This window comes from Stutzerimonas stutzeri (genome assembly GCF_002909485.1).
Taxonomy (GTDB): Bacteria; Pseudomonadota; Gammaproteobacteria; order Pseudomonadales; family Pseudomonadaceae; genus Stutzerimonas; species Stutzerimonas stutzeri_AH.
This window is the reverse complement of the sequence record NZ_PPXG01000004.1, coordinates 34740-55892: the sequence shown is the minus strand read 5'-3', so window position 1 is coordinate 55892 and position 21153 is coordinate 34740. Positions and strand designations below refer to the sequence as shown.

Here is a 21153-nt window from a genome sequence, read left to right as displayed (position 1 = left end):
GAAACCGAATGCCAAGAGTTCTGGTGCGCAAGAGCCCTGCCGCATTCAAGACCCTGCCCCTCTATGTCGAGGCCAGTCAGGACAACCTGAGCTACCAGAGTCTGGGCAGGCCGTTGAACTTCAGCGAAGTGATCGAGCGCCGCCGCCCGGTTGATGTTTCCGATCCGGGCCGCTTTGCCATCGAACTGGCCAATCTCGGCGTGTCGGTGCGTCTGACCATGAGCTGGCAGGGCCGCGAATACTGGGTGCTGGTCCGTCAGCAGCGGCCGGACCGTGGTGACGTTGTCCTCAAGCTGATTTCCGGCTACATCCCGGCCCATGAGCTGAACCTGCCGCTGCTTACCGCCATCCAGGAAATCGCCGAAGAATGCCTGCTGGAAACCCCTGAAGGCTGGCTTGCCGGGCGTTTCGGCGATACCTGGCTGCCCACTCCGTACCAGGCCAGCCTGCACTACCGCGAGGCGGTGCACTTCAAGCTCGCCTCGCAATCCGGCGCCACGCGCCCGGTGCAGTGCGGCAACATGGTGCTGATGGAGCGTCCTCGCGCCTATGTACACCTGCCGACCGCATCGCTGCAGCTGGTCTATGACATGCGCATGGAGCTACCGAAGGAGACGCGACAGCTGAGCCTTTTCCATGTCGACGAACGCCTGGAAGACGGCCAACTGGTCGCGCGACTGGAGCGCAGCCGGCCCGATATCTACCTGATTCCTCTGCATCAGGGCCAGCCACAGGATCAGCTGTTGCAACTGCGCAACGGCCAGTTCAGCCCAGTGAACACCCGCGGCCTGTGGCTCTCGGAAAGCTTTGCGCCGCAGGAAGGCTGGGTAGTGCGCGACGAGCGCGTTCGCTGGCGCGATTGGTGGGCGGCACGGCCGGTGGCGATAGCCCGTTAAAGCGAAGTGGATAGCCACGGAAAGCGGCTATCCACCTTTGGCTGACGATACGCTGGCGGTGCCGCGTCCGTACTCAGACTCAGCGGCTACGGATCTTCTCGACGATGGCGGTGGTCGAGCTGTTTTCCACCAGCCCCAGCACCTTCACCACGCCACCATACGCCTTGACCAGATCGGCACCGACCACCTGATCAACGCCATAGTCGCCGCCCTTGACCAGCACATCGGGGCGAACCTGGGCCAGCAGGCTTTCCGGCGTGTCCTCCGGGAAGCACACCACCCAATCCACTGCCTCCAGGCCGGCCAGCACGGCCATGCGGCGATCCACCGAATTGATTGGCCGGCCCGGGCCTTTCAGACGACTTACCGACGCATCGTCGTTGACCGCGACGACCAACCGATTGCCCTGCGCACGGGCCTGCTCCAGATAGGTCACATGACCGGCATGCAGGATGTCGAAACAGCCATTGGTGAAGACGATCTTCTCGCCCTCGGCACGTGCATCCTCAACCACGGTAAGCAGTTGCTCGACGGTCATTACACCGCGCTCCGAACCTTCCTCGCGCTGAACCGCACGGCGCAACTCGGGTGCGCTGATGCAGGCAGTCCCCAGCTTGCCGACCACTATGCCCGCGGCGAGGTTAGCCAATCCGACGGCTTGCGGCAGCTCTTCACCCGCAGCGATCGCAGCGGCCAAGGTGGAGATAACGGTATCACCGGCACCGGTGACGTCGAACACCTCGCGGGCGCGGGCAGGCAGGTGCAGCGGGGCGTGATCGGGGCGCAGCAAAGTCATGCCGTGCTCGCCCCGGGTGACCAGCAACGCCTGGAGCTCAAGCTTGCTCATCAGCTCGGCGCCTTTGCTCACCAATTCGGACTCATCGGCACAATGGCCAACGATAGCCTCGAACTCGCCAAGGTTCGGCGTAATCAGCGAGGCACCGCGATAGATTTCGAAATCCTCGCCCTTCGGGTCGGCTAGCACCGGAATGCCGTGGCGGCGCGCAGCCTGGATCAGCGCCTGGTGATTCTTCAGTGCACCCTTGCCATAGTCCGATAGCACCAGCACTTTGACCCCGGCCAACAAGCCTTCCACATCCGCCAGCAGTGCGGCCGGATCCGTGTCGAACGGCTCTTCGAAATCCATGCGCAGCAGCTGCTGATGGCGACTCATCACGCGTAGCTTGACGATAGTGGGCTGATGCCCAACGCATTGAAAATGCGCCTGCACTCCCGCTGCGGCAAGGCTGTCAGCCAGGCTCTGACGCGCTTCGTCGTCACCGGTCACACCAACCAGAGCAGCCGGAGCGCCCAGCGCCGCGATGTTCAGCGCGACGTTTGCCGCACCACCGGGACGATCCTCGATCTGCTCGACCTTGACCACCGGCACCGGCGCCTCCGGCGAAATCCGCGACGTGCCACCATGCCAGTAACGGTCGAGCATGACATCGCCCACTACCAGAACGGGGGCTTGGTCGAAACGGGGCATGGACAGCTTCATGAGGGCTCCGGGGCGGAAGAAAAAACGCTGCAAAGCATAGCAGCATGGGGCTGGCGAATTCTTGCCGTAAACACAGGGAGAGCATGGCGATCGCAGAGAGTTACGGACCTGCGGCGCTGTGAAATCGACCGAACCTGACAGGCCGTGCGTACATCATTCTGCGTTTTCGCCGTTCGCCGCTCGGCCTAGGCCTCGCCCTCATCCTTGAACTGTGTTGCGTGCAACCTGGCATAGGCACCATTGGCCACAAGCAATTCGGCGTGCGTACCACGCTCGACGATACGCCCCTGCTCCATCACCAAAATGAGATCAGCCTTTTCGATAGTACTCAGGCGGTGCGCGATCACCAGCGTGGTGCGCCCCGTCATCGCATGATCCAGCGCGCCCTGGATGTGACGCTCGGATTCGGTGTCCAGCGCAGAGGTCGCCTCGTCCAGAATCAATACCGGCGCGTTCTTCAACAGCGCACGGGCGATGGCCAGACGCTGTCGTTGACCGCCGGAAAGCAGCACGCCATTTTCTCCGACCTGGGTCTGGTAACCCTCAGGCATCTGCTCAATAAATTCATCGGCGTAGGCGTCGCGGGCCGCACGCTGGATATCTTCCAGCGGTGCGCCGGCCAGATCGCCATACGCGATGTTATTGGCAACCGTGTCGTTAAACAGCGTGACCTGCTGTGTGACCAGGGCGATGTGCCGACGCAGGTTGCGTAGCCTGTAATCTGCGATCTCAACGCCATCTAACAAGATCTTCCCTCGATCATGCTGGTAAAACCTAGGAATCAGGTTTGCCAGCGTCGACTTGCCGCTGCCCGAACGGCCAACCAGCGCCACCATCTGCCCTGGCTCGACCGTGAAGCTGATATCGTGCAACACCTGTTTGTCAGTGCCTGGATAGACGAAACTCAGGTTACTGACGTCGAGACGCCCCTTGACCCGATCACGCTCAAGCGTACCGCTATCGATTTCCTGGGCCTCGTCCAACTGTTCGAAAATGCTCTCTGCACCAGCCACACCCTTCTGAATCGTCGAACTGACTTCCGAAAGCTGCCGGATCGGTTTTGGCAACAGGCCCGCCAGCGTGATGTAGGCCACCAGATCGCCCGCCGACGCATCCCCGCGCAGCAACAGAACCAAGAACATCAGGAGCGCCATCGCACTGTAGATCACCAACTGCAGGGTTGGCGTGTAAACCGCGTTGGTCTTGACCATGCGCAACTGCTTGGCGGTGTTATCCGTGCTTGCGCCGAAAAAGCGATGCTGCTCGTAAGTCTCGCCGCCGAAACTACGTACTACCCGGTAGCCCTGAATGGTTTCGGACGCGACATGGGTGACATCACCCATCGCGACCTGAATCTTCTTGCTCTGCTTGCGGAATTTCTTGCTGGCGCTGGAAACCATGACACCAATGACGGGAAGAATAGCCACCATCACCATGGTCAGCTTCCAGTTCATCCAAAGCAGCGTGCCGAACAGGAAAATGACGGTCATGCCTTCTCGCACCACCACCTTGATCGCATCGGTCGCTGCACCGGTGACCATCGTCACGTTATAGGTGATGCGCGAAATCAGATGGCCGGAGTTGTGGCTGTCGAAGTAGCGATTGGGCAGCGTCAGCAGGTTGTTGAACAGCGCGACGCGCAAGTCATGAACCAAGCCGAGGGAGACCTTGGCCAGAAAATAGTTACCGAGAAACGAGCCGATACCCTGCATCAACGCAATTAGCACGATCAACAACGGCACGGCTTGCAGCAGTTTCAACTCGGCCAGCCACTCCAGCTCTTTCAGATGGGGCACCTGGGCGAAAAAGCTGGCATCCGGGTTATTCAGCCCATCAACGAAAAATTTGAGAATGTAGCCCAGCATTGGCTGGGTGGAGGCGAAAAGGAGGAAACCGAGAAGGCTGATTGTGAATAGCCCCCAATAGGGGAGCACGTAGCGCAGCAACCGCAGATACACCTTTACGCTGGATTGCTGGGTAGAATTGGCCATTCGGCGAGCCCCATGAAACGGCTAGAGGAACAAGATGCGGATTGTAACAGCGCAGGAATTGGAAAGCTGGCTGGCTAGCGGCAAGGTGCTTGAGAAGGATTCCAGGGGCCCTAAGGTTGTCGTCTTAGCCAACGGCTTGTTCTTAAAAATATTCCATAGTCGTCGCCAACCCTGGCTGGCGCGATTACGGCCCGCCGCCAAGCGTTTCGCCTATAACGCAAGGCAGCTACGCCAAGCTGGCGTACCAGCTCCCGCGGTGGTGGAGCTGCTCTGGCTCGACCGCCAAGCAGGGCTCAGTGCATGCATCTATCGCCCACTTCCCGGACAATCCATCGAACAACTGTACCGACAAGCCCCGCTGCAGGTAGAACAGCTACTACCTTCTTTGGCCAGTTTTATATATCAACTGCATCGGCAAGGTATCTACTTCCGCTCTCTGCACTTGGGAAATATTCTGTTTCTGCCCGACGGCGGCCACGGCTTGATCGATGTCTTGGATTTGCAGTGCAAGCGACGCCCACTTAGCCCGTGGCTGGTGCAACGCAACATTCAGCATTTGAGGGACTACCTGAGCCGGCACAAATTGACGAGTTTTCCTATTGACCTCCTAATCGCACATTATCGGAGCTGCGAGCGGGGTTGAGCACGGCGTAATAAAAGATACTTACTTACCGCATTTTGCTGGCCATCCAACACGGCCATGAAAACAGGCAACCAGAAATAGATCCATAGCGGCTGCGGCGAAGTCAGCACCCCATTGCTGGTTGTTAGCAGACTACCCCAGCCGAGCAGCGCCAATAAGAGCCAGCGTGAGCGAGTACGCAACGCGTAGCCTAGCCACAACAACGCGAATAGGCAGAACAACGCACCACCTAACAGACCATTACGATAGAGAATGGCAAAGTAGCCGCTATGTGCGTGCTCGAATCGTCCCAAAAAGCGATATTCATCGACCCCGCAGCCAAAAAAGATGCTGCAATGGTTGACCAGGCGCGACCAGGCATCCTGCCAAATATCCAAGCGATAGCTGAAACCACGCCGCAGCAACAGCTCATCTCCGCCCAAGGCGAATAGCAGCCCACCTAGAAGCAGCATTATCACCAACCCCAGCAAGACCATGCGCTGATACAACAAATAACCAATAAAAAACAGAGCGAAACCTACCAGCGTCGAGCGAGATTGAAAGACCGTCGCACACAGCAGAACGGCGCCGCCCAGCAATAGCAGCCCTACGGACAGAGCCAATGACGAACGCCGCTCAAGGTCTTCTGCCAACCGGAATAGCCAGAGGAAAATCAGAGCATGACTAATGAGAAGTGAAAAATGTACCGGATTGATCGGTTCGCCAAGAAAGCGGCCGTAGCGCACCCATTTTCCGCTCTGCTGCCAGACCCATAGCCAATCGAGGAGCACAAACACCAGAATGCCCAAACTGATCCAAGCACATACCCCGTAAACCGCATTCACATCCCAGCGACGGCCTTCCAACAGCAGACAACTGGAGAAAAAAAGCAATAGGTATAGCGCATTCTTCAGACCGGCCGCATCGCCCGCATCCAGCGCTACCAATGCCACCAACAGAACTACCAGCCAGCCAAAAGGGCGGATCAGCAAGCTCAAGGATGCTGGTCGCAACAGCAACCACCCAAGACAGGGTAGGGCCAAGCCTGCATAGAAAATATTATTGATCGCCTTGGAAGACAGCGGCAGATAAAACGCCAGACAGAACAATCCAAACAGCGCTGCGTACAAACAAGGGCCGTAACGCAGCCACTCTTTGCCAGCCCACGTCATTAGATACCTCAGAAATTTGGGAACGAACGCAGCAGACCGGCCTGCAAGTTGAACAAACCTGGCCGCACATACTCGCCAATCAACTCAGCCACATCCTCTCGTTCAAGGCACCGGAGGGCTGAAGCGTTTAGAGGCTCGGGCTCCTTCAGCGAAAAAGCGGAATAGTAATCAACGAACTTAAAGTCGGAAATCAATCCGTTAGACAGACGGAGGCGCCGATTGGGCACCTCGAAGGCATCCGCCACGATTAGACCATGCATGCTGGAGGACAGCACGAAACTGCAGGACTGTATCGCACGCAACACCTCTTCGACCGGCCAGAAAACATCTATCAACAACACACCTGGCAACTTCGACGCATCAATTATGGCGGGATGCTCACGATCAACATAATGCGGAATGATACCGACTCGGTGAGTCTTCGCAGGCTTAACACGGTCACCCCACCAGTGACCGGCCAACAAACCCGGATCACCTAGCGCAGGGCTATCACGCAAGCCAGCTACCTGCTCGCAGCTTTTAACGCCCCGTAATGCATGGTAGTAGTGTCGCGACGAGAAACTCAGACCCGGCGCATCTGTACCCGCTCCCCATACATGCAAGCGACGCGGCAAAAAGAAACGCCTGGCTTTACGTTCCCTCGGCAAGATCGAGCCTATAGCCATCATTTCGGCTCGGCTGACCGGCGTATACTCCACTTGCTTGCCCGCCAGCATCTCCACCAACAGCGGCGACAGATAGTCACCGAAATTACGCTGACTAGGGTCGCTACGCCCTTTTCCACGGCACCAGTAGAGCTTGATTGTCGTCATGTTAGGTTTTCAATCCATATCGTAAGCGCACCCATGCCCGCCGCCAGCAGCTCAACCCAGGCCAAGGGCGCATGGGCTCGGCAATCGTACGCGCCAAGTCTCGCCCAACACGAGCAAAAGAATAGCGTTCAACAGCAAACGCCTGGCCTGCCAGGGCGATACGCGCAACAAGATCTGGATCGGCTTTGAGCTGTCGAAGTTTCGCTACTGCCTCATCGGCTGAACGATAGAGCATAACGTTCTTACCATCTTCAAATCCCATAGCAGAATCTTCTTCCGAACCTTGGCTCCACGCCAACAGCGCGCAACCACAGGCCATGGCTTCAAAATTCTTAACCATGTACTCGCCCATACCGACGTCGGCACTAACGAAGATACGTATACGATTGAGCGACTCTACATACTGCAACCCGGACTCGGTGCGAGTAACCAGCAAATCGGTTTGCGTCGCTATCGACTCCAGCATTCTCCTTCGCTCTTGATAAGAGTGACCGTTCACGCTACCAAGAAAAGCAGCATCAATATCGCGCTTACGCCCCAGATCCATAATCAGCTTTTCGTCATAGCCCTTAGAAACGAAACGGGCATCGACCCCTTCGCTGCGCAAGCGCCTGGCCACGCCAGCCCCCGAACTGACCACCCGCGCCCAAGGTAACCTTTGGTAAAAGCGCGAATAGAGACCATGATATTTACTAGTACGCATATAATTCTGGCAAGCGTCATGCTCAATAAACACCAACCCAGGAACGCATCGTAAGACATCAACTTGGCACCGCAGTCTTTTGAGCCGGGAAAAGATCACAACACGGTCATAGGCGGGACTATCGTGCTTGCGCAACACATTGCCTAGACGCTTCTGCTCCGATTTGCTCAGGCGTACAATCTTGCACTCATCACTATTTATGCGAACGGACTCATAGAGACGTTCGAGAATGATGCGCTGCTCATCCATTACAAGCATCAATATTTTCAAAACGGCTCACTCCCCTTGCACTCGAGCTAGCCGCTCACATTGAGCCCAGCTATCACTTTGCAAGGATGCTGACAGCGAGTCATCCAGCCGTCGAATACCATTCGCTTTATAAACGCTCCGAGCCCATCGCAAATCGACCCCTCTCACTATCCCAGGGATGCTAGAAAGCTCTAGACTTTTGGCTATACATAGTCTGTGAGTTCCGCCCCCACCTAAAATCAGCTCTCCAGATCGATCCACATAAAGCTTTATTTCATCATCTTTTTTCATTCCAAGCGCAGATCCTTCGCCAGTCAGTTGCGCTTGGGTTTTGTAACCCTCAGTTGATATTCGTCGATAGGCTTGCTCAAGAGATTGAAAATAGACGTCGATATCTTTGATAGTTCGACACCAGTAATCTCCAAGCTGCTTAGCCGTAGCAGGGCCAGAAAGAACTGCCTTTAGCATAACCTCATACTGAGGCGTATCCTTATAATTTTTTCCTTCCAAAAACATAAGACGAACTGTTTCAACAATCGCACTACGAGCCAGAGCAATATCTACCACGTCACTGTCAGCCCAACCTCTGTCAATACAGAACTGGGGAGAGCGCACCGAGACTTTATTTAAGCACCGCCTAACCTTTTGTGGATTGAAATAGATAAACTGCTGAGCTTTGCCCCCCGCAAGGTAACTCGCTTGCCTTTCAAATCCCGCGTGAACTATTACAGAATACTCGTATCGAAAATTATTGTACAAATCGCGCAGAGAACCCGACATCCTCAACCCCTTTGAGATTCTATTCAGAAAACGCTGATAAATCTAATACTTCCAAATTTACAGGCGTATTGGCTGAAACATCTCTATTTACGCGACTGCCAAGTACTTGCTCAAGACATTTTGGGGGGGCGCCAAAACCGGGTCTTACACTGCGGACCGCATCGGCAGTAATAACTTCCCCGACCTTTAACGGCTTAACGAAATATAAAGAACGCCGAAACTGAGCATTGCTTTGCTCACTCGATTTTCGTCCGTAGTCGATGCCACCCAGCGCAGCCCAGGCAGTCGTGCTGTCCCGACACAATGCCGCAAGATCTGTCGGCTCCAACGAAAAACTGTCGTCGGGACCGCCGCCGGTGCGGTCGAGAGTGAAATGCTTTTCTATAATAGAGGCGCCGAGGACTACGCTGGCTATTGCAGTTGTGTTGTCCAGCGTATGGTCCGACAGGCCCGTAACTAGTCCAAAACGCTGCATCATGTCGGGAATAGTACGCAGGTTGTAGTCTTCAGCCGGAGCTGGGTAGCCACTGACACAGTGTAGGATGGCCAGCTCCTTGCAGCCGCCTTCGCGGGCCGCATCAATAGCCTCCTGAATTTCTTCCGCATCGGCCATACCGGTAGAGATGATCATCGGCTTGCCGGTGCTGGCGGCGTATTTGATCAGCGGCAGGTCCACCGCCTCGAAGGAAGCAATCTTGTAGGCCGGCGAATTGAGGTCTTCCAGCAGATCGACGGCAGTACTGTCAAAGGGCGAACTGAAGATCGTTATACCGAGTTTGAGTGCATGCTCGAATAGCGGCTGATGCCACTCCCAGGGCATGTGAGCCTCTTGATAGAGCTGGTACAGGCTCTTTCCGTCCCACAGACCGCCATGAATTTGAAACTCTTCGGAATCGCAGTTCAGCGTAATGGTGTCGGCAGTGTAAGTCTGTAATTTGATTGCATCGGCACCGGCCTTTTTTGCCGCCTCGATGATCCGCAACGCGGTATCCAGCCTGCCGTTATGGTTAGCAGACAGCTCGGCGATGATATAAGGCGGCGTATCGCTGGCAATGCGGCGGCCGGCAATGCTGATATTGGGAATGTTCGACATGGTCATTTTTCTCAGAGGTTTGCCTGCCACTCGTTCGCAAGCAGGCCAAAACACACAACGTCGTGGTAGCTCAGCCCATCGAAATGGTGCTGGCGCAGGAGCCCTTCCTTTTGGAAGCCTAGAGTTTGATGAAAGCGGATGGAGCGCTCGTTGTAGATCATCGCCTGACCGCAGAGTTTGTGCATCGCCGCCTTCGTGAAGGCATAGCGCAACGCGGCCAGGCCCAGCTGCCGCCCGGTGCCCTTGGGTGCATCAGGAGCGGCATAGAAGCCCCATTCGCCTACCCCTCCGGGGGCGATCTGTTGGATTTTGACGAAACCGAACGGCATGGCGCCGCTTTCGAACACCAGCAGATGGAGCCCGGCGTCCCGCGAGGCTTTTTCGAACCAGCGAGCATGCTCTTCCAGCGAGATCTCGTGCTGGGTATACATATAGCGCCGGATGTCCGGATGATTGCGCCAAGCCAATACCTTTTCAAGATCGGCTGCGGTCATCGGTCGTACCCGCTGTTGAGGCACTAGGGTCACGTCAAGCCTCCAATAGCCGAGCGATAAGGTAAGCGCCCCGCCCCTCGACTATAGGCATAGCGAGCTGACTCATGGTCTGGAGGGATATGATAGGTTCGGTCAAGGCAGAAAGATGGATAGGCAGGAGCTCGGCAATGTCCTGACGTCGTTCAATGACCGACGCCGCTCCAGCCTTTTCGAGGCCTTGAGCGACCTGCCACTGATTGTTGGCCAGCACTATCATGATCGTCGGAAGGCCCAGGCAGCAACGCTCCCATGAGGTAGCGCCTGCTGCGCCGACCGCCAGATCGCTATCGGCCATCAGTTGCGCCATATCGTTCACGCCGACCAGAACCCGAGTTGGCCAGGGCATTTCCCGGGCTAGCTGCTTCACCTCGGACAGCCAGGGTGCGGTAGCGCCCATGACCACGGTGACTCGGCAGTCCGCGGGGAGCGGACAGACGCGTAGAGCCATCAGCACTTGCCCGGTGGCATTGTCCTTGTCGACACCGCCCATGGTGATCAGCAATTGACGCAGCTGCGGCCTGGCGCGCCGCTGCAGGCTGTAGGCGCGCAGAGCGGCGAATTCAGGACGCAACAGTGCATATTGCGAACCGCATAGCATTTGGCAATTGCTGGGCACCCATGCTTGGTAGTCCTTGGCATCACGGCCAAAGGTCTGGTCGAGCAGCAGGTCGCACGCGTGAGCCCTGTCAGCCAAGTCGTCGATAACCATCAGCCGTCGGCAATGTGCTCTGAGGAGCAGCTCCCAGCGGGCATCCAATGCGTAGTGATCGACGATTAACCAGTCCGGCTGCAGCTCGGCAAGAATGGGCGCGCAGGCCTCGGCATCTTCGTCCTGGGTGGCCCCGAGCCAATGACTGTGGACGGGGACCGGTTCATCGCCAATGGCAGTGAACTCAAGCGAGCTCGCTCCTGCAGATGCCGACGTTACCGGCAGGGCTTGGGCGGCATGCCCCTTGCTGCGAACTAAGTCAAGCAGGTTGCCTGGGTGCGCGCGGCAGATGAACACGCATGCCGCACCGCGGGCAGCAAGCGCATCGGCCAGGGTCAGACAACGCATCACATGGCCGCTACCCATTTGCAACGAAGCATCAACACGAAAAGCAACCTTCATGGTCACTGCTCCGTCTGCCCTTGCATTGCCTTGAACAGCCACTCGGCGCGCACCCAGTCTTCGGGGGTATCGATATCCTGAACACGATGGCGTGGCAGCAGGACCGGCGCTGAATGCGAGCCGAAAACAGGCTTACCTTCCAGCCACGCGCTGACACGCCCCCAATAGAACTGTCCCGCGTCATGGTAGGCCTCTTCTAAATCCTGAGAGCGAGTATTGCAATGCTCAGGCTGGAGCATGCTCACACGACCTTCATGAGTAATGCGTATCGCGCGCTGGACCGGAAAAGCATAGCTGGTGACCGAGAAGGCGTAATCACAATGGCTTTCACCCAGCACCTGTAACCCTCGGCGGATATCTTCACCACTTATGAAGGGCGCGGTGGCATAGATACAGCACACCTGCTGCGGGCACTCACCGTTGGCGAGCAGCCACTCGATTGCATGACGAATGACCGGGACGGTCCCAGTATGGTCATCGGAAAGTTCAGGCGGACGCATGAAAGGTACTTCAGCGCCATGGTTGCAGGAGATTTCAGCGATTTCAGCATCGTCGGTCGAGACGATGACCCGGTCAAAGCAGCCGCTTTCCAGCGCAGCTTCGATCGAGCGGGCAATCATCGGCTTGCCGCAGAACGACTTGACGTTCTTACGCGGGATACGCTTGCTGCCGCCGCGGGCGGGTATCATCGCCACTCTCACGAGGCGATCACCTGGCGTACCGCGGCAACCACCTCGTCCTGCTGATCCTCGCTCATGGTCTGGAACATTGGCAGGCTGATGGCCTCGGCGTAATAGCATTCGGCCTCAGGGAAATTCCCGACCTGGAAGCCCATGCGCTGGTAGTACGGCTGAGTATGTACCGGGATGTAGTGCAGGTTGACGCCAATGCCCAGCTCGCGCAGCAACTCGAATACCTGCCTATGAGTCTTGTCGATCTTTTCCTGCTGCAGGCGAATGACGTAGAGGTGCAGGCCAGAGTAGCTGTCCGGATGCTGCCAGGGCGTGGTGATCGGCAAACCGGCCAGCAGTTCGTCATAACGCCGGGCCAACTGATGGCGGCGCGCAACATAGTGGTCCAGGCGCTCCATCTGGGTTATGCCCAGCGCAGCCTGCAGCTCCGTCATGCGGTAGTTGAAGCCGAGGTCGATCTGCTGGTAATACCAGGGCCCATCGGCATCGTGGGTCATCAGTGCCGGATCGCGAGTGATGCCATGACTGCGCAGCAGAGCCATCTTGCCGGCCAATTCCGCATCGTTGGTCAGCGCCATCCCGCCCTCCGCGGTGGTGATGATCTTTACCGGGTGGAAGCTGAACACCGTGATGTCGCTATAGCTGCAGTTGCCGATGAATTCGCCGCGGTATTTGCCTCCGATGGCGTGCGAAGCATCCTCGATGACCTTGCACCCGTAGCGATGGGCTAGTTCGTGGATTGCCTGCATATCGCAGGGTTGCCCACACAGATGCACGGCGACCACCACTTTGGGCAGCTTGCCGTCGCGCTCGGCCTGCTCCAGCTTATGAGCCAAGGCTTTGGGGCAGAGGTTATAGGTGCGCGGATCAATATCGACGAAGTCGACCTGAGCGCCACAGTAAAGGCCGCAGTTGGCCGAGGCAACGAAAGTGATCGGCGTTGTCCACAGGTAGTCATCGGGACCAAGCCCCAGAGCCAGGCAGGCAATGTGCAACGCCGAGGTAGCACTGTTCACAGCCAGCGCATGGCGAGCACCTACATACTCCGCCACGGCTTGCTCGAAGCGCGGCACCATCGGTCCCTGAGTGAGGAAGTCTGATTGCAGCACAGTCACCACCGCGTCGATATCGGCCTGGGTGATGTCTTGACGGCCGTAGGGAATCATCGCTCAGATGCTCCCGATTTTTTCGCAATGGGCGTCGATCCAGGCCTGCAAATCGGCGTCGCTCATCCACTCGCTGTTGTTGTCACTGGCATAGACGAAGCCTTCGGGGACCTTCTTGCCATCCTTGATACGCTTCGGGCAGATGGCCCAACTGTGAATGGTCGGCAGAATTTTAAAGTGCTCGGGATACTCGTACGTGTAGTAGGCATCCTCCGCGCTGATCATCTGCTCATGCAGTTTCTCGCCCGGGCGAATACCGATGATCTCATGCTGTGCCTCGGGAGCCACAACGCGGGCCAGATCCGTCACTTTCATTGACGGAATCTTCTTCACGTAGATCTCGCCGCCTTCCATGTCCTCGAACGCATGCCAAACCAGCTCGACGCCCTGCTCAAGCGAGATCATAAAACGCGTCATGCGCTCGTCGGTGATCGGCAGCACGCCCTTGTCTTTGATGGACATGAAGAAAGGAATGACCGAACCGCGCGATCCCATGACGTTGCCATAGCGCACTACAGAAAAGCGGGTGCCATGCTCCCCGGAATAAGAGTTACCGGCGACAAACAGCTTGTCGGAGGCCAGCTTGGTAGCGCCGTATAGGTTGATTGGACTGCTGGCTTTGTCAGTGGAGAGGGCGACCACCCCCTTGACGCCTTTATCGATGCAGGCGTCGATCAGGTTCATGGCGCCGTCAACATTGGTCTTGACGCACTCGAAGGGGTTGTATTCAGCGGTCGGCACGATCTTGGTTGCTGCCGCATGCACCACGTAGTCGACGCCATCCAGCGCACGGTAGAGACGGTCCTTGTCACGCACGTCGCCGATGAAGAAGCGCACACGCTTGTCGCCCTCAAACTTCTTGGCCATGTCCCACTGCTTCATCTCGTCACGAGAAAAGATGATTATTTTTTTGGGGTTGTACTTGGCGAGGGTCATCGGCACGAAGGTGTTGCCGAACGAGCCGGTGCCACCGGTAACAAGGATGACCTTATCTCTCAACATACTGTTCACCTAATTAAGAAAGCTGGCGGATATAGCTTCGGCGACCCGCTGGTTGGCCAAACGATCTCGCTTGCCAAATACCCACGAGAAATAACCCTGACGCCGCCGTGCGCGATCGTCTCGCTCCACAAAAGCTCTTTCGATAGAAGAGGAAAGATCCACCCCTTCTTCATTTATAAATACCGAGGGTCCGCAGTCGTAAAGCGTCAACAACTGATCCATGTCGCCAGGGTGCATCCCCTCGTCACGCCCCATTTGGGCCAATACTTCTCGCGAAAACTGGGGGGTCTCGATTAACAGCTGCGGCACATCGTAGAACAGAGACTCCTCGGCAGGGGAGTTGGCATCCGACACCATCAGGTCAGCCACCGACAGGAGCGTGGAAAGCGGATAGGACGTCAGATCCAGCAATGTATGCGGGCGCCTCTTAGCCAGGGCCGCCACTCGCCGGAAGCTATCGCGGTCCTTGGCACGTGAAGTCAATGCCTGGCTGGGATGAGGCCGCAAGATGAGATTGAACTGCGCGGGAGTGTTCTGCACCAAGCTCTCTGCCAGCAAATCCCATGACCCAACGCCACGACGACTCGGCGTAAAAAGTATGGTTTGCCGGTCAGGCGCCAAGCCCAAGTCAAGCAGCACGGATTCGCGCTGCTCTGGAGACTTCTCTGGGAACTCGCAAAACGGAAGAAATCCTGTAGCAGCGGTATTGACCTCTACCTGATCGGCAAACCGGTTAATCATTTGCTGCATACGCGGCCCAATCACACATAGCAGGTCGAAGTGCGCATTGCTCAGAAAGGCATCCTTGCTCAGCAACATGTAGGTGCCATGAAAAACGGTACATTTCTTCGACGCGTAGGGCTTCAGGAAACTGCGATACGGCGACCCGGTAACTATTACATCGGCCTCGCTCATCATTCGGTTACCCGCTGCCAATCGCCCCAGCCACCTCGAATAACGAGCCTGCTCAAGCTGCGGGTAAAGCTTGCGCGTGGCCGCCAACGTAGTGCGACGATTGGAAATAAATGTGCCAGGCAACAATGTGGCCACCTGCGCTAGATGAGGAACGGCCTGGAACATCTTAGAGAAATAGACAATATGGTTCACGCGTCCTTACCTTCGCTCACAAGCAGGGGCAGCGAACACCAGCGTGCCTCAGGGCTGGTCATACCACTCCTTGTCACCCTTGAGCACGAGAATATCCTCCATGATCAGATACTGCAGATCCGAGCCATAGAACATGTTCAGCGCATCGGTCGGTGAGCAGATCATCGGCTCACCGCGGCGATTGAGGGAGGTATTCAGCGACACGCCATTGCCGGTCAGCTTTTCCAACTCAAGCATCAGGTCATACCAGCGCGGGTTGTGGCGGCGCTCGAGAACCTGGGCGCGGGAGGTGCCGTCTTCATGGATCACCTCGCCGACGCGCTCCTTCCAGCCCTCGTTGACCTCGAAGGTAAAGGTCATGAACGGGCTCGGATGATCGACCTTGAGCATCTGCGTCGCAACGGTATCGAGCATGGACGGGCAGAAGGGTCGCCAGCGCTCGCGGAACTTGATTTGTTCGTTAATCCGATCAGCGACGCCAGGGATGCTCGGACAACCGATAATAGACCGCCCGCCAAGGGCGCGTGGGCCGAACTCCATACGGCCTTGAAACCAGGCGACCGGATTCCCCTCAACCATGATTTTCGCTATGCGCTGAGGCACATCGTCGATTTGCTGCCATGCTGGCTTGTTCGGATGACGAGCGCAGGCCGCGATCACGTCCTCGTTCGAGTAGGACGGCCCAAGGTAGACGTGCTCCATTTTCTCAACGGGAACGCCGCGCTGGTGCGAAACATAGGCTGCAGCACCAACCGCGGTACCGGCATCACCAGACGCGGGCTGGACGAAAAGCTCCTTGACCTCGTCACGGGCGATGATCTTCTGGTTGAGCTTGACGTTCAGCGCGCAACCGCCGGCGAAGGCAATCTTGCCGGTCTCGCGGAGGATGTCGCCCAGGTAGTAGTCCATCATCTGCAGCGCGAGCTTTTCGAACAGCGCCTGCATGGCGGCCGCGTAATGGATGTAGGGGTCGTCGGCGATATCGCCTTCGCGCTTGGGCCCCAGCCACTCGATCAGCCTGGGAGAGAAGTAGTAGCCCTTGCCCTTCTCCTTGTAGCGACGGAAGCCGATGACATTCGCGTAATCGGTATTAATGGTCAGCTCGCCGTTCTCGAATTTGGCCAGTCGCGAGAAATCGTACTTGGCGGCGTCGCCATAGGGCGCCATGCCCATTACCTTGAACTCGCCGTCGAGCATCTCGAAGCCGAGGTATTCGGTGATCGCGCCATACAACCCGCCCAAGGAGTCCGGATCGTAGAACTCCTTGATCTTGTGGATCTTGCCGTTTTCGCCCCAACCGAAGAAGGTGGTGGCGTACTCCCCCTTGCCATCGATACCGAGAATGGCGGTCTTCTCGGTGAAGCCCGAGCAATGGTAGGCGCTGGAGGCGTGGGCCAGGTGATGCTCGACCGGCTGCAGCTTGACCTTCTTCAGGTCAAAGCCCAGTTGCTGCAAGCACCACTCGATGCGCTTCTTGTAACGGTAGTAGCGGCGGTTGCCCATAAGAATGGCATCCAGCGCACGATCCGGTGCGTACCAGTAACGCTTGGCATAATGCCAGCGCGCCTTCTCGAAGATGCTGATGGGTGCGAAGGGAATCGCCACCACGTCGACATCCGCCGGTTTGATGCCAGCCTGTTCCAGGCAGAACTTCGCCGACTCATAGGGCATGCGGTTCTTGGCATGCTTGTCGCGTACGAAGCGCTCTTCTTCAACGGCGGCGATCAGCTTGCCGTCGATGTATAGGGCGGCGGAAGGATCATGACTGAGGGCGCCGGAAAGGCCGAGAATCGTCAATGCCACGGGTAATGCCTCTTAATCTTCGATACGGGTGCCGGGCACCGCGGGTAAACGTTGGTCAAGCAGCCGATACAGGGCGCTATCGACCGGCCAGTTACGCAGAAAGCGTGCACGATCCTTGGCATAGGCGCGTGCAAAGCTCGAGTCGCTGTCGTGCTGCTGCACAGCATCAAGGTCGATCAGGACCCAACGACCCTGCTCCCAAAACAGATTATGTCCCTTTAGATCGCCATGACTGATGCGCTGACGAATCAGCGCCGCGAACAGTCGATCCAAAGCGGACAGCTCAAGCTCGGGCGGGCAACCATCCAGGTATGGCTTAAAACGCGCGATTATATCTTTACCGTGCAGCAATTCGGTAATTAGCCACGCAGGGCCACGCATCCACAACCAACGACGCTCGATCACAGCCAGCAGGCGAGGCGTGGCAATCCCTAAGAAATCGAGACGGTTACCTTCGACCCAACTGTGCCAGGCCCGGCTGGGGCGCCAGAAGCGTTTGAGCCAATGCAGCGGATTCTTGATGTTGTAGCGCTTGATCAGAAGCGCTCGACCGTTCGACTCAATGCTGGCGACCGTCGCGCTGCCACCGTCTTTCAGAAGCTCGCCTTGTGCGATAAATGCATTGGGATCAGCAAGAACAACCCGCAGCGCTACTTCCTCGTCACGCCGCACCACCTGCGCACCAAACGCGCCGATACGCGCGCTGAACAGACTACAGTCGCGCGCTACCTTCTTCAGATAATCGTTCAAGCGCCAGGCGCGAGTCTTGTGAATGTCTTTGAGCAACGCTTCCAGCGGCAACGCATGCTCGCTATTGGCGAGCAGGTAGTGGACCAGCAGCTCTTCAATGAACGGATCGACCTCCGCGGGCAACTGCGCGAAGAACACGCCAAGATTTTCCAGCACTTGCTCGCGGCACAACGGAGCTCCGGGCACTTTCGCTTTCACACCGCCGCCATCGACAACGTAAAGCTGGTCGCCCGCCCGCAATAAGTTATCGAGATGCAGATCGGCCTGCCAGATGCCGCGCGCATGCATCCTGGCGATCAATTCAAGTGCTTCGCCAAGGACACCCCTTTGCCCGTCAGACAGCATCACATCAGTTTCTACAGCGCGCCAGGCATCCCAGAGGCTTTCGGCATCGTCGAGCCAATCGAAAATCAGCCAGCCACCTTCGCCCTCCTGCCACCCCTCGGCCAGCAAGCCGGGCGTCGGCAGTTGCTGCTCCGCCATTAGCCGCGCGCCACTTCGCTCGAGCTGATGATGACGCTGCGCTTTGGAGCCCACTATCAGCTTGGCCAGTACGGTGCGACCGTTCCACTCGGCACAACCGACATATCGATGACCAGGCAAAATCCGCAGCCAGCGAACAATATTCAGCACTCCATTACCAGGCAGCGCTACATGTAGCGGGCTGCCTGGCTGACGCCCCGTACCAGCCAACTGGGACAGATTCATCCACGCGCCTCTTTTTCTCTGCGCCGACGATTGAGGCGCTGCACCCATGAATCGAGCAGGCGATCGTCATCAAGGTAAGTTGACAGCAGGGAGCGCACGCCGTCGTCACCAATACAGGCAGCACGACGCACGAGTGGCTCCAAATCCCTGATACGGTCACGCTGGCCAAACAGCAGCGGGCGCGTTTTTTCCAGATCGATAAGACAAGCCTGCCACTGACCAGCTAGCTCTCGCAGGAAGATATGTTTGGGATAGAAGCAGCCATGCATTTGCCCCGCTCGGTGAAGGGCGCGAGCCAACTTTCCGGTTGCGCGAAGGATCGATTGGCGTTGCGATTCGGCCAGCTGCGGCCATTGAGCTAGCCAACCATCCAAATCCATCCAGCCATCCAACGCACGAGTCAAAAGGACTGCTCGCCGCTCTCCACCCACCTTGCGCTGGCCGAAAAAGCTCGCCTGTAATGCCGGTACACCAAGCTGAGCGTAGCGGCGGATACTGCGGAATTCTCGGGCGAGAGTGGGCTCGCCAAACGGGTGCGTCAGGCTCCGCGTCAGGTGATTGCTCTGCCGCTTGAGGTAGAAGGCCGCGCCATTGAGCTCAAGCCGAAAGACGCTGCTCCACCCTCCGCGCTCGATATTCGGCTCATCCACAGCTTCGAGCTGTACAGCCCAGAGCGCGTCGAAGTCACTTAGGCCGCTGCGCTCGAGTAAAGGACGGTCGGACTCTTCTATGAAATCGGTCATTCTCGTCCCTGAAAGTAGTTCAATATCTGCCGTATCCGCGGCTTGTCCTGGGGTGCCAGCCGCGGGCGCTGGCAATATTGCAAATAGAATCTCAGGCGCTGAGTGCGAGTAAGCTGGTACTTGGCCACCTTGTCCAAGCAGGCTAGATCCTTGACGATGCGCCGCTGCAGAAACGGGCCGCGCCAGAATGAGCCGGTCGGACAATCAATCAAATACAAGCGCCGCTGCGGATCAACCAGCAGGTTGCGCCATTTGAGATCATTGTGGGCGAAGCCCCGGTCATGCAATGCGCGAGTCGAGCGCGCCAGTTGCAGGCTGACTTCATGTACCCAGCGCCGATCACGAAGGCGAGGATCATGGCTTGCCGCCAGCAAAGCCAGATCTTCGGTCTGCTCCAATTCGCGGGTGATCAAAGCGCCTCGTAAAAATGCGCCGCCTCGGCGCTCCATGCCGTATGCCACGATTGGGGCGGTCGGGATGCCCCAGCGGCGAAAGAGCATTAGATTCTGCCACTCGGCCTTTACTCGTGGGCGCCCAACGAATCGCCGCAAGCCCTTGCCTGCCCCCGAGTAGCGTTTGACGTAATAACGCACACCATTGAGTTCGACACGAATGACTTCCGACAACGGGTCTTTCGTCAGGCGCTCACCCTCAAGCGCAAATACAGTCATCAGGCTGCCGAACTCATCCCGAAGGTCAGCGTATGCTGGATCCAGTGTCCAGCCAGCCATCAAAGTGCCCCTCCGTAGCGCTGCTTGCGGCCCTGCAGTTTTTCCGCCCTGCGCTGCAACCAGACCAGCAGGGACGCCTCCTCGTGCAGGATTTCGCGCACTGGTTGCTGGAAGTAGTCGCGCAGGAAGCGCAACTTGTCGCCACGGGTCAGGCCGATCTCCAGTGCCGAGAAATACAGTCCTGCCAGGTCCTTGTTGCGCCAACGCCGCGGCGTCTGGCTGCGGGCCTGCGCGCGGTGCAGGTCGATCAGCGACAGACGGAAATCACTTGCTGTCACCGGCTTGTCGGTATGCAGCAGAAAGTGGCAAATATAGAAATCGCGGTGATTGACGCCGGTGCGGTGCATGGTGCCGGCCATGCGCGCGACTTCAGCGATGAGTGCTCGTTTAAGCAACGGCGCAGGTGGCTGTTCACGCCAGTTGGCCGTGAAATCCTCAAGACTGACAGTCGGCGCCAGCTCTTCGGTGATGATGAAGGAGTGTTGAGTCGCAGGATTGCTGCCACGCTCGCCGTAAGCAACTGCGGTCATGGTAGGAACACCCACTTCATGCAGCCGCTGAATCGCGCGCCACTCCTGACCAGCGCCAAGCACTGGCGCCTTGGCCGTGAGCAAGTTTTTGGTGATCTCGCCCCAGCCGATGCCACGGTGGATCTTAACGAAGTATCCGCGTCCCTCTACCTCGGTACGCAGCGTGCGGCGGCCTTCCAGCTCGCGGTAGACCTGACCGTCGAGACGCTCGACTTCTACGAAGGGATCCTTGCCGTGCCAGAGGCTTTTGAACGGCTCCGATAAAATCAGTCGCATGTAGCCTCCGCAGCTCGAGGCATCAACCCTGGTCGAGGAGCTGGAAACCCGCGCAGGCCTGCAGGCTGCAATCGCCGCGAGGGCGCACCACCCACGGAATCGGCGGGCACTCGACACGTTTGTGGGGGGCCCGAGCTCGGGGCGAGGCTTTCGAGTGCGGTTGGCAAGCCTGTAGCTTGCGA

The 21153-nt window shown here is 57.6% G+C and carries 20 protein-coding genes; 2 read left to right on the top strand and 18 right to left on the bottom strand.

The window, feature by feature from the left end:
- The first annotated feature begins 8 nt into the window (after window positions 1-8).
- Window positions 9-896: a metal ABC transporter ATPase gene (locus CXK91_RS10615; protein ID WP_103456105.1), complete on the top strand. Its 888-nt coding sequence runs from the start codon at window positions 9-11 to the stop codon at window positions 894-896.
- A 79-nt stretch (window positions 897-975) separates the two neighbouring features.
- Here the strand turns inward: CXK91_RS10615 and hldE are convergent, their stop codons facing one another.
- Both hldE and msbA read right to left on the bottom strand, forming a co-directional pair.
- On the bottom strand, window positions 976-2397 hold the full coding sequence (gene hldE / locus CXK91_RS10610) for a bifunctional D-glycero-beta-D-manno-heptose-7-phosphate kinase/D-glycero-beta-D-manno-heptose 1-phosphate adenylyltransferase HldE (protein ID WP_103456104.1): 1422 nt from the start codon (window positions 2395-2397) through the stop codon (window positions 976-978).
- Between the two features lie 185 nt (window positions 2398-2582).
- Window positions 2583-4388, bottom strand: a complete 1806-nt coding sequence (gene msbA, locus CXK91_RS10605) for a lipid A export permease/ATP-binding protein MsbA (protein WP_103456103.1) — start codon at window positions 4386-4388, stop codon at window positions 2583-2585.
- 34 nt (window positions 4389-4422) lie between these two features.
- On the opposite strand from msbA, the gene CXK91_RS10600 reads away from it, so the two are divergent.
- Window positions 4423-5031, top strand: a complete 609-nt coding sequence (locus tag CXK91_RS10600) for a phosphotransferase (protein ID WP_103456102.1) — start codon at window positions 4423-4425, stop codon at window positions 5029-5031.
- On the opposite strand, the gene CXK91_RS10595 is transcribed toward CXK91_RS10600, so the two are convergent.
- From CXK91_RS10595 to rfaP, 16 genes are read right to left on the bottom strand one after another with little or no spacing between them, the layout of a single operon-like run.
- A complete protein-coding gene (locus CXK91_RS10595; RefSeq protein WP_103456101.1) occupies window positions 5007-6182 on the bottom strand; it encodes a hypothetical protein in 1176 nt (391 codons plus the stop codon). The two genes, CXK91_RS10600 and CXK91_RS10595, sit on opposite strands and share 25 nt — an antisense overlap.
- 8 nt (window positions 6183-6190) lie before the next feature.
- Window positions 6191-6994, bottom strand: a complete 804-nt coding sequence (locus CXK91_RS10590) for a polysaccharide pyruvyl transferase family protein (protein WP_103456100.1) — start codon at window positions 6992-6994, stop codon at window positions 6191-6193.
- A 1-nt stretch (window position 6995) separates the two neighbouring features.
- Window positions 6996-7967, bottom strand: coding sequence for a glycosyltransferase (locus CXK91_RS10585; RefSeq protein ID WP_103456099.1), 972 nt, complete (start codon window positions 7965-7967; stop codon window positions 6996-6998).
- Window positions 7968-7973: 6 nt separating this feature from the next.
- Window positions 7974-8726: a hypothetical protein gene (locus CXK91_RS22590; protein ID WP_146048129.1), complete on the bottom strand. Its 753-nt coding sequence runs from the start codon at window positions 8724-8726 to the stop codon at window positions 7974-7976.
- A 19-nt stretch (window positions 8727-8745) separates the two neighbouring features.
- Window positions 8746-9819 carry a pseudaminic acid synthase gene (gene pseI / locus CXK91_RS10580; protein ID WP_103456442.1) on the bottom strand — a complete coding sequence of 358 codons (1074 nt, stop codon included), beginning with the start codon at window positions 9817-9819 and terminating at the stop codon, window positions 8746-8748.
- An 11-nt stretch (window positions 9820-9830) separates the two neighbouring features.
- A complete protein-coding gene (pseH, locus tag CXK91_RS10575; protein WP_103456098.1) occupies window positions 9831-10313 on the bottom strand; it encodes a UDP-4-amino-4,6-dideoxy-N-acetyl-beta-L-altrosamine N-acetyltransferase in 483 nt (160 codons plus the stop codon).
- 34 nt (window positions 10314-10347) lie between these two features.
- A complete protein-coding gene (pseG, locus tag CXK91_RS10570) occupies window positions 10348-11463 on the bottom strand; it encodes a UDP-2,4-diacetamido-2,4,6-trideoxy-beta-L-altropyranose hydrolase (RefSeq protein ID WP_103456097.1) in 1116 nt (371 codons plus the stop codon).
- Between the two features lie 2 nt (window positions 11464-11465).
- On the bottom strand, window positions 11466-12164 hold the full coding sequence (pseF, locus tag CXK91_RS10565) for a pseudaminic acid cytidylyltransferase (protein ID WP_103456096.1): 699 nt from the start codon (window positions 12162-12164) through the stop codon (window positions 11466-11468).
- Window positions 12161-13321, bottom strand: coding sequence for a UDP-4-amino-4,6-dideoxy-N-acetyl-beta-L-altrosamine transaminase (gene pseC / locus CXK91_RS10560; protein ID WP_103456095.1), 1161 nt, complete (start codon window positions 13319-13321; stop codon window positions 12161-12163). Before pseC ends, pseF begins: the two co-directional genes overlap by 4 nt.
- Window positions 13322-13324: 3 nt before the next feature.
- A complete protein-coding gene (gene pseB, locus CXK91_RS10555; RefSeq protein WP_103456094.1) occupies window positions 13325-14323 on the bottom strand; it encodes a UDP-N-acetylglucosamine 4,6-dehydratase (inverting) in 999 nt (332 codons plus the stop codon).
- A gap of 9 nt (window positions 14324-14332) precedes the next feature.
- On the bottom strand, window positions 14333-15430 hold the full coding sequence (locus CXK91_RS10550) for a hypothetical protein (RefSeq protein WP_103456093.1): 1098 nt from the start codon (window positions 15428-15430) through the stop codon (window positions 14333-14335).
- Between the two features lie 48 nt (window positions 15431-15478).
- Window positions 15479-17233 carry a carbamoyltransferase family protein gene (locus CXK91_RS10545; protein WP_103456092.1) on the bottom strand — a complete coding sequence of 585 codons (1755 nt, stop codon included), beginning with the start codon at window positions 17231-17233 and terminating at the stop codon, window positions 15479-15481.
- A gap of 12 nt (window positions 17234-17245) precedes the next feature.
- Entirely contained in the window at window positions 17246-18691 is a 1446-nt protein-coding gene (locus CXK91_RS10540; protein WP_103456091.1) for a lipopolysaccharide kinase InaA family protein, read from the bottom strand.
- On the bottom strand, window positions 18688-19434 hold the full coding sequence (locus CXK91_RS10535; RefSeq protein ID WP_102832214.1) for a lipopolysaccharide kinase InaA family protein: 747 nt from the start codon (window positions 19432-19434) through the stop codon (window positions 18688-18690). Before CXK91_RS10535 ends, CXK91_RS10540 begins: the two co-directional genes overlap by 4 nt.
- Window positions 19431-20165 carry a lipopolysaccharide kinase InaA family protein gene (locus CXK91_RS10530; protein WP_003285226.1) on the bottom strand — a complete coding sequence of 245 codons (735 nt, stop codon included), beginning with the start codon at window positions 20163-20165 and terminating at the stop codon, window positions 19431-19433. Before CXK91_RS10530 ends, CXK91_RS10535 begins: the two co-directional genes overlap by 4 nt.
- On the bottom strand, window positions 20165-20971 hold the full coding sequence (gene rfaP, locus CXK91_RS10525) for a lipopolysaccharide core heptose(I) kinase RfaP (RefSeq protein WP_058064950.1): 807 nt from the start codon (window positions 20969-20971) through the stop codon (window positions 20165-20167). Before rfaP ends, CXK91_RS10530 begins: the two co-directional genes overlap by 1 nt.
- Window positions 20972-21153 lie beyond the last annotated feature (182 nt).